The organism is Luteibacter sp. W1I16 (assembly GCF_050434905.1).
In the GTDB taxonomy this organism is placed as follows: Bacteria; Pseudomonadota; Gammaproteobacteria; order Xanthomonadales; family Rhodanobacteraceae; genus Luteibacter.
This window is the reverse complement of sequence record NZ_JBNDJJ010000001.1, coordinates 864999-878102: the sequence shown is the minus strand read 5'-3', so window position 1 is coordinate 878102 and position 13104 is coordinate 864999. Positions and strand designations below refer to the sequence as shown.

12 protein-coding genes are annotated in these 13104 nt (G+C 66.2%); 5 read left to right on the top strand and 7 right to left on the bottom strand.

Features of this window, described 5'->3' with window-relative positions; all coding sequences use genetic code 11:
• Positions 1 to 18: 18 nt before the first annotated feature.
• Positions 19 to 825 (bottom strand): glycosyltransferase family 2 protein, encoded by an 807-nt coding sequence (locus tag QFZ41_RS03950; protein WP_429197552.1) that lies wholly within the window; start codon positions 823 to 825, stop codon positions 19 to 21.
• A gap of 8 nt (positions 826 to 833) precedes the next feature.
• Positions 834 to 1103 carry an acyl carrier protein gene (locus QFZ41_RS03945; RefSeq protein ID WP_429197551.1) on the bottom strand — a complete coding sequence of 90 codons (270 nt, stop codon included), beginning with the start codon at positions 1101 to 1103 and terminating at the stop codon, positions 834 to 836.
• 725 nt (positions 1104 to 1828) lie between these two features.
• Here QFZ41_RS03945 and QFZ41_RS03940 point away from each other — a divergent pair.
• The gene (locus QFZ41_RS03940) at positions 1829 to 1963 is read left to right on the top strand and encodes a hypothetical protein (RefSeq protein ID WP_429197550.1); all 135 of its coding nucleotides are present in this window, start codon (positions 1829 to 1831) and stop codon (positions 1961 to 1963) included.
• A gap of 16 nt (positions 1964 to 1979) precedes the next feature.
• On the opposite strand, the gene QFZ41_RS03935 is transcribed toward QFZ41_RS03940, so the two are convergent.
• The 3 genes from QFZ41_RS03935 to QFZ41_RS03925 all read right to left on the bottom strand — a co-directional run bounded on the left by QFZ41_RS03935 (position 1980) and on the right by QFZ41_RS03925 (position 4036).
• Positions 1980 to 2222, bottom strand: coding sequence for a cold-shock protein (locus QFZ41_RS03935; RefSeq protein WP_429197549.1), 243 nt, complete (start codon positions 2220 to 2222; stop codon positions 1980 to 1982).
• A gap of 177 nt (positions 2223 to 2399) precedes the next feature.
• Positions 2400 to 3503 (bottom strand): Glu/Leu/Phe/Val dehydrogenase dimerization domain-containing protein, encoded by a 1104-nt coding sequence (locus QFZ41_RS03930; RefSeq protein WP_306851397.1) that lies wholly within the window; start codon positions 3501 to 3503, stop codon positions 2400 to 2402.
• A gap of 191 nt (positions 3504 to 3694) precedes the next feature.
• Complete coding sequence (locus tag QFZ41_RS03925; RefSeq protein WP_429197548.1) at positions 3695 to 4036, bottom strand: YXWGXW repeat-containing protein; 342 nt, start codon at positions 4034 to 4036, stop codon at positions 3695 to 3697.
• Between the two features lie 151 nt (positions 4037 to 4187).
• On the opposite strand from QFZ41_RS03925, the gene QFZ41_RS03920 reads away from it, so the two are divergent.
• The 3 genes from QFZ41_RS03920 (at position 4188) to QFZ41_RS03910 (ending at position 9593) form a co-directional block, all read left to right on the top strand.
• Positions 4188 to 5054 carry an alpha/beta hydrolase gene (locus tag QFZ41_RS03920; protein WP_429197547.1) on the top strand — a complete coding sequence of 289 codons (867 nt, stop codon included), beginning with the start codon at positions 4188 to 4190 and terminating at the stop codon, positions 5052 to 5054.
• Between the two features lie 101 nt (positions 5055 to 5155).
• Entirely contained in the window at positions 5156 to 8608 is a 3453-nt protein-coding gene (locus QFZ41_RS03915; protein WP_429197546.1) for a methylmalonyl-CoA mutase family protein, read from the top strand.
• Positions 8609 to 8741: 133 nt separating this feature from the next.
• Positions 8742 to 9593 carry a DUF3014 domain-containing protein gene (locus QFZ41_RS03910; protein ID WP_429197545.1) on the top strand — a complete coding sequence of 284 codons (852 nt, stop codon included), beginning with the start codon at positions 8742 to 8744 and terminating at the stop codon, positions 9591 to 9593.
• A gap of 94 nt (positions 9594 to 9687) precedes the next feature.
• On the opposite strand, the gene QFZ41_RS03905 is transcribed toward QFZ41_RS03910, so the two are convergent.
• Entirely contained in the window at positions 9688 to 10602 is a 915-nt protein-coding gene (locus QFZ41_RS03905) for a peptidylprolyl isomerase (protein ID WP_429197544.1), read from the bottom strand.
• Between the two features lie 62 nt (positions 10603 to 10664).
• Positions 10665 to 12083, bottom strand: coding sequence for an aldehyde dehydrogenase family protein (locus tag QFZ41_RS03900; RefSeq protein WP_429197543.1), 1419 nt, complete (start codon positions 12081 to 12083; stop codon positions 10665 to 10667).
• A gap of 113 nt (positions 12084 to 12196) precedes the next feature.
• Here QFZ41_RS03900 and QFZ41_RS03895 point away from each other — a divergent pair, with 113 nt between their 5' ends.
• Positions 12197 to 13084 carry a LysR substrate-binding domain-containing protein gene (locus QFZ41_RS03895; protein ID WP_429197542.1) on the top strand — a complete coding sequence of 296 codons (888 nt, stop codon included), beginning with the start codon at positions 12197 to 12199 and terminating at the stop codon, positions 13082 to 13084.
• The last annotated feature ends 20 nt before the right edge of the window (positions 13085 to 13104 follow it).

Genomic DNA, 13104 nt, shown 5'->3' with positions numbered 1-13104 from the left:
TGAGGTATGTGGTGCTTTTCATGCGTTGCCCGCGGCGCGTCGGGCTTTCCGGCGACGGAAGGTGCGAAGGATCAGGCGCGGCATGCGCGGAAGCATGCCGAGCAACAGGCGCGCGTGCATGGCGGTGATGCGAACGTTGTCGTGCCACATGCGGAAATGCGACAGGCCGTCTTCCGGATAGATGACGCGCGTCGGCACGTTTCGCACCGGCACGCCGCGCCAGTGAAGCCGCACTGCGATCTCGGTATCGAAATCCATACGTGCCGGCAGCGGCTTGCGCGCGATTTCCGCGCAGGTTTCCGCGAGGGGGTAAAGCCGGTATCCGCACATGGAATCGTGGATGTCGAACGAAAGCGTTTCGACCCACACGCAGGCATGCGTGAGGTAGCGGCCGTACAGCCGGGCGCGTGGCACCGTGTGGTCGTAGATCGGCTTGCCACAGATCATCGCTTCGGGCGCGGCGCGCGCCTCGGTGAGGAAGCGTGGCACGTCGGCTGTGTCGTGCTGTCCGTCGGCGTCGATCTGCAGCACATGGCTGTGCCCCGCGTCGCGCGCGGCGAGGAAGCCCGCCGTAAGGGCGGCACCCTTGCCGCCGTTCCGGGGTAAACGGATCAGGCGAAGGTCGCCGCGGCCCTCGGCCAGGGCGTCGAGAATGCGCCGGGTCTCTTCATCCGAGCCGTCGTCGACGATCAGCACGGGCAGTCCATGTGCGGCCAGGGCGTTCGCCGTGGCCGCGATGGTGCGTCCGTGGTTGTAGATGGGGACGACCGCGCAAGGCGCGAAAGAGCGCGCCGCGTCGTCGCGCGGTCCGGGCCTGCCCGCCATCGGTCCGCTCAGCGGATGAGCAGTGCCTGCACGGTGGCGACGACATCGCCGACCGTGCGCACGCTCTTGAAATCCTCGGGCTTGATCCGGGTGCCGGTCATGTCCTGGACCTGGATCGCCAGATCGATCGCGTCGATGCTGTCGAGTTCGAGGTCGGTGAAGAGGTTCGCTTCCGGCGTGACCTTGCTCGGGTCGATCTCGAAGGTCTCGTGCAGGACCGAGCGCAGGCGAGCGAGGACGTCGTCGGGGGTAAAGGTTTCAGCTGGGATCGCGCTCATAGCTCGGTAAGTCCATTTCATCCCCGGGTGGCGCGGGCCCGTGCCCACGAGAGCGGGCGGAAGCGGGCGCCACCAACGAGGCGACGAAGGTGATCGGAATGCTCTGGTTGTCGCCGCCGCTGGCGGCATTCCCCTGACCCAAAAGCACCGTGTAGGCAAAGCCTTACAAGAGCGACCGGGTGTGGAAAGTGTAGCAGATCGCAATCGGGAACACCGCCGCTCCGCGAGCGGGAATCGCCGACAGGGTCGGCTCCCACCGGAGCTTCACAAGCCAGGAGCTTCAGGCCCGGACCTTCAGGCTCGGACCTTCAGGCCCGGAGCTCCAGGCCCGGAGCTTCAGGCTCGGAGCTTCAGGCTCGGAGCTTCAGGCCCGGAGCTTCCAGCGTCGGTGGGAGCCGACCCTGTCGGCGATCCCGCGGCAGCGGGCCAGTGGCCGGCAAGCACCCGTCGCCGCTGAAGCGGCTCCCACAGGGGTTCCTACCGGCGACTCCGACTCCTTGCCCGAGGGCTCGGGCGCGGCCGCCCGGCGGCCCGGCGTCCGGACAGGGCGACCGTCCGGACGCCTTACCGTCCGGACGCCTTACCGTCCGCGGACACGTGGCTCTACCGCGGGCGCAAGGCTCAGACAACGGTGGAATGCGCCTTCCAGCCGATTTCAGCCGTTGGCACGGCCCTTGCGATATCCCTCTCGAAACCCGCTCATACACCGTTACCGGAGAACGACCATGAAATTCGAGACCGCCATGCTGAAGACCTTCTTCGTCGCCGCCGTCCTGACCTGCCTGCTGACCCTGGGTGCGATGGTGGCCGCGCCCGCTCCGGGCGCCGTCGCCGCGACCCTGATCGCGCAGGGGCACTGAACCCTCTTACGAGGCGTCAGATCTTCTGCACTTCATCCGCTTGAGGGCCCTTCTGGCCCTGCGTCACTTTGAACGTGACCCTGTCGCCCTCTGTGAGCGACTTGAAGCCAACACCCAGGATGGCGCGGAAGTGCACGAAGACGTCGGGCCCCTTCTCCCGTGCGATGAAGCCGAATCCCTTCGCGTCATTGAACCATTTGACCGTGCCGGTTTCCCTGTCCCCGCCGTTGTCCCTGGTGCCGTACTCACTGCTGTTCATAACGCATGCCACTCCCTGGTGTGCCGATAACGGTCCTCATGGATCCGTCGCGTACAGCGTATGCCGCGTGTCACCGTTCCGGCGCGCGCCGGAGCTCGTCCAAACGGTGTAATCCCGAAACGAAAGAAGCCGCCGGATCGCTCCGGCGGCTTCTCCGTTGCCAGTTTCGCGTAGCGCTTACTGACCGCGCATGCGGCCCTGGAAGCGCGGCGCGCCGTTGCCCATGTGGGGCAGGCGGATCTTGCCGATGGCGCTGATACGCTCTTCCGCCATGCGGTCCGCGGCCTTGTAGGTCGGGATGTTGTCGCGGGCGGAGATCTCGAAGATACGGCCGACGTTGTAGTAGATCGTGCGCATCATGCGCATGGCGCGTTCGCGGTTGTAGCCGTCGATCTCGAGCGAGACGTTCATCACGCCGCCCGCGTTCACCGCGTAGTCCGGGGCGTAGACGATGCCGCGACGCGCGACTTCGTCACCGATGGCGTCGGTGGCGAGCTGGTTGTTGGCCGCGCCGCAGATGATCTTCGCCTTGATGCGATCGATGGTCTGCTCATTGATCGTGCCGCCGAGGGCGCAGGGGCTGTAGACGTCGGCGTCGACGTCGTAGATCTCGTCCAGGCCCACGGCCTCGCAGCCGAGCTCGTCGACGCAACGCTGCACCGCGTCCTTGTTGATGTCGGTGACGAACACCTTGGCGCCCTGCTCGCGCAGCAGCTTGATGAATTCGCTGCCGACGTGTCCGCAACCCTGTACCGCGTAGCTGTACTTGCCGACGTCTTCATTGCCATGCTTGCTCTGCAGCGCGGCCATCAGGCCCTGCAGGGTGCCGAAGGCGGTGAACGGCGAGGGATCGCCCGAACCGCCGTGCACCTGATGCACGCCCGTGACGTATTCGGTCTCGCGGTAGACGTATTCCATGTCGTTGACGTCGATGCCGACGTCCTCGGCGGTGATGTAGCGGCCGTTGAGCGAGTTGACGAAGCGGCCGAAGGCGCGGAACAGCGCTTCGGACTTGTCCTTGGAAGGATCGCCGATGATCACGGCCTTGCCGCCGCCGAGATTCAGGCCGGCCACCGCGTTCTTGTAGGTCATGCCACGCGACAGGCGGAGCACGTCGTTGACGGCATCCTGCTCGGTCTTGTACGGCCACATGCGCAGGCCGCCCAGGGACGGGCCAAGCACGGTGTTGTGGATCGCGATGATGGCCTTCAGGCCCGCGTCCTTGTTATGGCAGAAGACGACTTCTTCGTGGCCCGTGTTGGCGATGGTTTCGAAAATCATCGAACGCTAACTCCAGTGTCGAGCGGCAGCAGCACCGCCCTCTAGGTGAAAACCGGCGGTGGGGACCACCGGTGGATGATTGTGACCGTCCAAAAAAATCGCCCCGGCCTGCCAGGCGGGGGCGATATGTCGTGTCAGCTGCTTAGTTTAAACCCTTGCGGCGCTCCGTGTAGGTGCGCCGCAGCACGGGGTCAGCGGTGCCAGTGCGGGTCGCGGTACCAGGTCTCCCGTTCGATCCGCCAGCCGCGGCCGTACGGGCGCCACACGGGCGGCCGGTAGACGTAGCCGGGCCGGCCCGCGTACCAATGTCCGCCGACCCAGACATAGCGGCTGCCCGCCCAGTTCCAGTACCCCGGCGCCCAGACGTAGCCGGCGCGGGGCGGCGGCACGCGCTCGAAGCGCGGCGGAGGCGGACGGTTGCTCACGGTGACCGACACATATTCCCTTGCGGCGGCGGGGGGGGGGTAGCTCGCGGCGCCGACGGCCAGACCGAGGGCGGCGACGGCGGCGAGGGTGCGGGTCAGGGTGGTCATTTCTTGCTCCTCCGGAACGTCCGCGGATGCGGATTCGTGCGCCAGAACGCGGCTTCCGGCAGGTGGGTTGACCCTGCACCGGCCCGTGTGTTCAGGTTCGTGAAGGCCCCAGCCGGGCGATAATCCCGGCGTCCCTTTCCTGGCCTGTCCCATGAAACCACCTCGCCGCTTCGGCGCACGTACCGTCGCGACCTTGCTCGGCATCCGCCTCGCTTACCGGTTCGGCAGCCGCCTGTTCCCCGTCAGGACGGTCGGCCATGCCGCGCGGATCTTCCAGACGCCGTTGCCGAGCAGCCGGGAACGGGCGGCGGCGGCGCTGGCGACGATGTCCGCGCGGCGGGAGTGGGTCGAGGTCGATGGGATATCCATCGCCACGTATGTGTGGGGCGACCCGTCGACACAGCCGTATATCTTGCTGGCGCACGGATGGTCGAGCATGGGTTTGCGCTGGGAAAGCTGGGCGGGCCGGCTTCTCGCGAAAGGTTGGGCGGCGGTGAGCTTCGACCAGCCCGGTCACGGGCACAGCGGAGGCGCGTTGTGCACGTTGCCCGATTTCGCCCGCACGGTACGGGCGGTCGGGCGGCACTATGGCGACGCCGAAGGCGTGGTCGCCCATTCCCTGGGTGGCGCGGCGGTCACGCTGGCGCTGGACGAGGGATGGACCGCGAAGCGTGTCGTGCTGATCGCCCCGGCCGCCGATCCCCAGGCCGCGACGCAACGATTCGCCCGCTTCGTCCGTCTGGGCGAGCACCTGCGGCCGGCACTGCACGGCGTGCTAGCGCGGCGGACCGGCATCCACATCGACGATCTGCACATCCGCCACCACGCGCCGAAACGGACCCAGCCTCTGCTGGTCGTGCATGACGTTTCCGATCGCGACGTGCCGGTGGGCGAGGGCGAGCTGTATGCCAGCCTCTGGCCCGGGGCCAGCTTGCTGAAGACCGATCGCCTCGGCCATCGCCGCGTGGTGGACGACGAAGCGGTCGTGGCGGCGTCGGTGGCGTTCCTCGCGGGTTGATGCTGTCGCGGCGCCCACGCTGCACCGCACCAAAGGCCGCCGGTCCCTCCGCAGTAGAATCGACGGGTTCCCCACCGTTGTCGGTCTTCCCCGGAGTTTCCATGAGTTCGCAGCCCAAGCACATCCCCGCCAGCAGCACGGACGCGGAGGCGACGCCGCTGCGTTTCGTCACGGCGGCGAGTCTGTTCGATGGCCACGACGCGGCCATCAACATCATGCGCCGGATCATCCAGAGCCAGGGCGCGGAAGTCATCCACCTGGGCCACAACCGCTCGGTGGAAGACGTGGTCCGCGCGGCGCTGCAGGAAGACGCGGACGCGATCGCGTTGTCTTCGTACCAGGGAGGCCATGTCGAGTACTTCAAGTACATGGTCGACATGCTGCGTGAGCGCGGGGCAGGCCATATCCGGGTGTTCGGCGGTGGTGGCGGCACGATCACGCCGGAAGAGATCAGGGAACTCCAGGCCTACGGCGTGGAGCGCATCTACCACCCGAACGACGGCATGAAGCTCGGCCTCACCGAGATGATCGAAGACGTGATGTCGCGAACGCGCGTCGCGGTGACGCAACGCGTGGAAGTGGCACCGCCGGCAGCGTCCGTCGAGGACGAGATCTCCATCGGCGCCATGCTCTCGGCGATCGAGGAAGATCGCTTTGCCGACGACGAACTCGCGCGGCTGCGCAAGGCGTGGAAGCTCGCGGGCGGCAAGACACCGGTGCTTGGGCTGACCGGCACGGGCGGCGCGGGCAAGTCCTCCGTGGTGGACGAATTGCTGCTGCGTTTCCTGCATGCGTTCCCGCGTATGCGTATCGCCGTGCTCGCCGTGGATCCGACCCGTCGCCGCAGCGGCGGCGCGTTGCTGGGCGATCGGATCCGCATGAACTCGTTGCGCAGCCCGCGCGTCTACATGCGCTCGATGGCGACGCGGCGCCAGCATGCGGCGACGTCGATCGTATTGCACGACTGCATCGACTTTCTCAAGGCCCAGGATTACGACCTGGTGATCGTCGAGACGGCCGGCATCGGCCAGAGCGATTCGGAAATCGTCGACCTCGTCGACTTCCCGGTCTACGTGATGACGAGTGAATACGGCGCCGCCAGCCAACTCGAGAAGATCGACATGCTCGACTTCGCCGAGCTGGTGGTGCTCAACAAGTTCGACAAGCGCGGCGCGGAAGACGCGCTGCGCGACGTGCGCAAGCAATGGAAGCGCAACCGCACCGCGTTCCAGCTGGCCGATGAGACGGTGCCGGTGTATCCGACGATCGCCAGCCAGTTCAACGATCCCGGCGTGACCTGGATGTTCGCGAACCTGTGCCGCCTGCTTCGTGAACGGCTGTCGTTGCCGGAGACCGAATGGACGCCGGAGGTGGACACCAGCCTGCGCGAGCCACGCGCGACGGTGCTCATCCCCGGCAACCGCGTGCGCTATCTCGCCGAGATCGCGGAGCAGGGCCGTGGCGTCAATGCGACGATCGCCCGCCAGGCCGAGGCGGCGAGCAAAGCGCAGCACTACTACGAATCACTCAAGGACATCGGCGACGAGGCCCTGCCGCGCGCGTTCGATCTCTACGACCACGACCTGCTCGTCGTCGGTGGCGACCGTTCGCTGGCCACGTTGCGCCAGCGCTACAACGAGGCCGTGCGCGAGCTTTCGAGTGAAGCGGTCAACCTTCTCCGTGAGTGGCCGTCGCGGTTCGAATCGGTCACCGCCGAGTTCAATGAATACCAGGTGCGCGACAAGGTCATCCGCGTCGAGAACTACCGCGAATCGCTGAGCCACCAGAAGATCCCGAAGGTGTCGCCGCCGAAGACGAAGGATTGGGGCGACCTCTTGTCCTTCCTCATGCGCGAGAACCTGCCGGGCCATTATCCGTACACGGGCGGGGTCTTCCCGTACCGCCGTGCAGGAGAGGATCCGACCCGCATGTTCGCGGGCGAGGGTACGCCGGAGCGCACCAACCGCCGCTTCCATTACCTGTCGCTGGGCGGCGCCGCCGCGCGCCTGTCCACGGCGTTCGACTCGGTCACGCTCTATGGCGAAGACCCGGCGCCGCGTCCGGACATCTACGGCAAGATCGGTAACTCCGGTGTCTCCATCGCCACGCTCGACGACATGAAAAAGCTCTATTCGGGCTTCGACCTGTCCGCGCCATCGACCTCCGTGTCCATGACGATCAACGGCCCGGCGCCGATCATCCTCGCCATGTTCATGAACACGGCGATCGACCAGAACGTCGAGAAATACCTGAACGAGGATGCGTCGCGTTGGGAGCGCGCCAATGCGCGTATCGCGGAGCTGTACCCGGACGGCAAGCGCCCGCGCTACAACGGTGACCTGCCGAAGGGGAATGACGGCCTCGGTCTTGGCCTGCTCGGCGTCTCGGGGGAGGAAGTCGTCGACGCGGAAACCTATGCGCGGATAAAGGCGTATACGCTCGCGACCGTGCGCGGCACGGTGCAGGCCGACATCCTGAAGGAAGACCAGGCGCAGAACACCTGCATCTTCAGCACGGAGTTCGCCCTGCGCATGATGGGCGACATCCAGCAGTATTTCGTCGATCACAAGGTACGCAATTTCTACTCGGTGTCGATCTCCGGATATCACATCGCGGAGGCCGGCGCCAATCCGATCAGCCAGTTGGCTTTCACGCTGTCGAATGGCTTCACGATCGTCGAGTATTATCTTGCGCGTGGCATGAAGATCGACGACTTCGCGCCGAACCTGTCGTTCTTCTTCTCCAACGGCATGGACCCGGAATACACGGTGATCGGCCGCGTCGCGCGTCGCATCTGGGCCCGCGCCATGCGCGAACGCTACGGCGCCAGCGCGCGCAGCCAGATGCTGAAGTACCACATCCAGACGTCCGGCCGTTCGCTGCATGCGCAGGAGATCCAGTTCAACGACATCCGCACGACCCTGCAGGCGTTGTATGCGCTGTTCGACAACTGCAACAGCCTGCACACCAACGCCTATGACGAGGCGATCACCACCCCGACAGAGGAAAGCGTGCGCCGCGCCGTGGCGATCCAGCTGATCATCAACCGCGAACTCGGGCTCAACTTCAACGAGAACCCGTGGCAGGGCAGCTACGTGGTGGACGAGCTGACCGACCTGGTCGAGGAAGCCGTATACAAGGAATTCGAGGCGATCAGCGAGCGCGGCGGCGTGCTCGGCGCGATGGACACGATGTACCAGCGCGGAAAGATCCAGGAGGAGTCGATGTACTACGAGCACAAGAAGCATGACGGCTCGCTTCCGCTCATCGGCGTCAACACCTTCCTGCCCAAGGACCATGGCGGCGAGATCGCCACCGAGATCGAACTGATCCGCTCCACGGAAGAGGAAAAGGGCCAGCAGATCGACAACGTGCTGCTTTATGGCAAGGCCCGCAACCGGCTTGCGCCGGAAAGCCTCAAGGTCCTGCAGAAGACCGCCCGCGAGCGCCGCAACGTGTTCGAACAGCTGATGGAAGCGGTGAAGAACAACTCGCTGGGCCAGATCAGCCACGCGCTCTACGATGTAGGCGGCGAATACCGCCGCAACATGTGAACCGGTGGGAGCCGACCCTGTCGGCGACAGGGCCGGCTCCCACTGGGCAGTCGCGACACGAGGCCGTCACCGGATTTGAACTCGACACGGAGTTCGTAGTCCCATGGAGGCTTGGTTTAGCGGGAGCAGCAGGTTGAGCAGACAGTCATCGGGTTCGAAATGGGTCGCGGCGTTGTTGGTTGTCGCGATCGCCGTCGTCATCGGCATATTCGTCTATCGCGAGAAGCAGGCGCGCGAAGCGGCCTCCGCGCCGCCGTTCGCCGTTGCCGGATCGTCGTCGGCATCATCGACAGCCGTGCACGATTCGACGTTGCCACAGCATCCCATCGGCGGTCTGGCGACCGCTTCCACGGCATCGCTGCCGCCACTCGACCAGAGCGATGACGAGATCCTCGCCGGCTTGCTGGCGCTGGCCAGCGATGGTGCGCTCAAGTCGGTGTTGCGCACCGATGCCATCGTCTCGCGCATGGTGGCGACGATCGACGCACTGCCCAAGCAGAGTGTCGGCATGAATGTCATTCCACTACGTACGCCCACGGGGCGTTTCCAGGTCGTATCCGATGACGGCAACTTCGTCGCTTCGAAGAAGAATGCCGAGCGCTACGCCACCTATATGTACGTCGCGGACCGCATCGATCCGAACGCGGCGGCGGCCTGGTACAAGCGCAACTATTCCTTGTTCCAGCAGGCCTACCGCGACCTGGGAACCAACGGGTATTTCAATGACCGCCTGGTCGAGGTCATCGACCACTTGCTCGCCGCGCCCGAACCGAAGGGGAACCAGCAGCTGATTCCCGCGAAGGAGGGGTATGTGTATGCGAACTCCGCGCTGGAACAATTGTCGGTGGGGCAGAAGTTCATGATGCGCGTGGGGCTGGAGAACGAAGGGAAGCTCAAGACGAAACTGCGCGCCTTGCGAGAGGCGGTGGTTGCCCAGCCGGCGGCGTCGGGTTCGGTGGGTGATGCGGGGGCTACTTCGCGGTAGTGCCGGAGGAGAGCATCGCCGACAGGGTCGGCTCCCACCAGAGCCCGCAGATTTGCCAACCCGGTGGGAGCCGACCCTGTCGGCGATGCGCCCGTCAGGGCGCCTTCTTCGACGGGTCGCGCACCGGCACGTTGATGTTGCAGAGATCGATCTTCCCCGCAGGACGCGTATAGAACGCATCCTGCCGGTTGCGCTTGGCCTCGACCACGGCAGCGAAGGTCTTGCTGTCCGTACGCAGCACCTGGACCGGCGTGCGTTCGGCTTCCGGCACGTCGACCGCGAGCCGCACGCTCTTGATCGTCACACGTTGCTCGGGCTTGTCGTAGAAGCCCATGGGTTCGCCGCCGCGCGGATAGGCGGAGAGGATCTCCATGCCCTTGATGACCTTGCCTGCGACCGCGAGGTTGCGGTCGAGGTTGCGCGGTGCCTGGCCGATGATCGCGTAGAGGGAGCTGCCGTTGCCGCTCTCGGCGCCGGTGTCGCGCGCGACGCCGACCGTACCGTAGCAGTGGGCGATCCAGGCTTCGCCCTTGCCGTCGCGAGCCACCGGAAAACCGTCGGAAAATCCGACCTCCGGCGCATAGACATCGCCGTCGGCGAGCCTGGTGAACGGGTAGGCCTTGCCATCCTTGCGGGTGAACTCCGGTGCGAGGGTCTCCTTCGCCGTGCCCAGACTCTTCGCCTTTTTCTTGTCGTCGCCGTCCGGGTCGCCCCACTGCGTGACGAAGTTGTCCTGTACGCGGATCACCTGCGTGCCGTCGAAATAATGTTCGCGGATCAGCGTGCGGATGTTCGCCGCGTGCAATGGCGACCAGTCCTGGGCGAGTTCGATGATCACCCGGCCCTGCGGCAGGTCCATGTAGACGAGGTTCTGCGGATCGGGCGTGCGCCACTCGGCAGGCGTCGCCTTCGCCAGCAGTTCCTTGGGCGTGGGTGTCTTCCTGGCGTCGTCCGCCATGGCGGGCAGGGCGAGGACGAGGGCGAGCGCGAGGCAGGTACGAGCGAGCATGGGATCCCCAGGGCGTGGTTGGCCAGGCGACGTTAACAGAGCCCAGCTCGCTCCCGCCATGGCTAGAGGCCGAGGATCGCCTTCGGTTCCAGATAGGCCTCGAGCCCGAAGCGGCCGTACTCGCGACCGATGCCCGACTGCTTGAAGCCGCCGAACGGCGCCTTGGGGTCGTGCGCCAGCGTGTTCACCATCACGCGGCCCGCATCGATGCGGGAGGCGACGCGGTGTGCACGGGCGGTGTCCGCGGAGAAGACATAGGCCTGCAAGCCGTACGGCGTGTCGTTGGCGATCGCGATAGCGTCTTCCTCGTCGTCGTACGCGATGATCGACAGTACCGGCCCGAAAATTTCGTCGCGGGCGATGGCCATGTCGTTGCGCACGTCGGTGAACAACGTGGGACGAACGAGCCAGCCGCGCGTGTAACCGTCCGGGCGGCCCTCACCACCGGCGAGCAGCCGCGCGCCTTCCTCGCCACCCTTGCGGATGTAACCCTGCACGCGCTGCCACTGCTTCGCGCTGACCATGGGGCCCACCGTGGTGGCGGGATCGTTGGGATCGCCGGAGACGGCGGCATCGACGGCGTCCTTCGCCATGGCTTCGAACTCGGCCAGCCGCGAACGAGGCACGAGGATGCGCGTACCGGCGATGCAGGCCTGTCCGCTGTTGTTGAAGCCCGCCATGATCGTCAACGGCACCACCTTCGCGAAGTCCGCGTCGTCCAGGACCACGCTGGGCGACTTGCCGCCGAGTTCAAGCGTGACGCGCTTCAACGTGTCTGCGCCCGCGCGAAGGATGCCCTTGCCGACCGCGGTCGATCCGGTGAAGGAAATCTTGGATACATCGGGGCTGCCTACGATCTCCGCGCCCACGATGTCGCCGCGACCGGTCACGATGTTGAACACGCCTGCGGGCGCGCCGGCCTCGTGCAGGGCCTCGGTGACGATCCGCGTCTGTAGCGCGCTCATCTCGCTGGGCTTGATCACCGTCGTGCAGCCTGCCGCGATCGCGGCCGCCAGCTTGCCGCAGATGAAACCCGCGTTGCTGTTCCACGGCGTGATCAGGCCGGCGACACCGACCGGTTGCATCACCACCGTGGAGGAGCCCAGGCGGCGCTCGAAGTCGAACTCGCGCAGGGTGGCGATGGCATCGAGGAACACGCTGGACGCGTGCCCTGTCATCCAGCGGCCCCGCGAGACAGGCGCACCGTATTCCTCGCGGATGGCGGCGAACAACTCGTCCTCACGTGTGGCGATCGCGTCGTGCATGCGCTGGAGCAGGGCGATGCGCTCTTCGATCGTGGCCTGGGAGAAGGTGGGGAAGGCGCGCTTAGCCGCCGCGATGGCGCGGCGGGCGTCCTCGGCGTCGGCCAGGCGGACCGTGCCGATCACTTCCTCGGTCGCGGGGTTGAACAGTTCGAAGCGTTCCTCGCCGTGCGGCGTGACGAAGGCCCCGTCGATGTAGATGTGGTCGATCGTGTACATGGTCATGTCCTCGGAAGCCGCTCCGATGTGGGCGGCGCCTTCCAAGGGTGCGGCCAGCGTATTAATCTGATAAGGAGGATAAAGCGACATGGGTTGTTAAGCGGAGACGGATAATGCGCCCGGGACTGACCGAACTCGAAGCCGTGCTCGCCGTGGCCAGCCAAGGCAGCTTCCGTGCCGCCGCGGCGTCCCTGGAGATGTCCACGTCCGCTCTCAGCCAGGCCGTCGCCTCGCTGGAGGGCCGCCTCGGCACCCGGCTCTTCCACCGGACCACGCGCAGCGTCCGACTGACCGAGGCCGGCGAGCGGTTCGTGTCGGAAGTCGGGCCGGCGCTTACCGAGATCCGCGGCGCGATCGAGCGGATCAGCGACCACGGCGACGTCCCGACGGGCAGTCTGCGCATCAACACCTCGGTGGGCGCCGCGCGCCGGGTGATGGGCCCTTACCTGATTCCCTACCTTCAGCGCTATCCGCAGGTGCGCCTGGACCTCGTCACGGAGGACCGCCTGATCGACATCGTGCGGGAGGGTTTCGACGCGGGATTCCGTACCGTGGATACCGTGCCCGGCGACATGATCGCCGTGCCGCTGGGACCGCCGGTGCGCTTTGCCGTGGTGGGCTCGCCCGGCTATTTCGCGAGACAGGGGCGCCCGGCGACCCCGGCGGACCTCGCGCGGCACACCTGCATCCGAGCGCGCATGCCGGCCGGCCACATCTACCACTGGGAATTCGAGCGGCACGGTGAAGCGTCCAGCGTGGACGTTCCGGGCACGCTGACCCTGGACGAGCCGCAACTGATGCTCGAAGCGGCACGGGCGGGCCTCGGCCTCACCTATCTCGCGGAGTTCAACGTGGCGGACGACCTCGCGGCGGGCCGCCTCGAGCGGGTGCTGGAGGACTGGACCCCGCCCTTCGACCGCCTGTGCCTGTACTACCCCGGAAGACGCCACGTGCCAGCCGCCCTTCGCGCGCTGGTCGACCTCATCAGGGAGACGGGCTGAGCGCATGGGCCAAGGGTCAT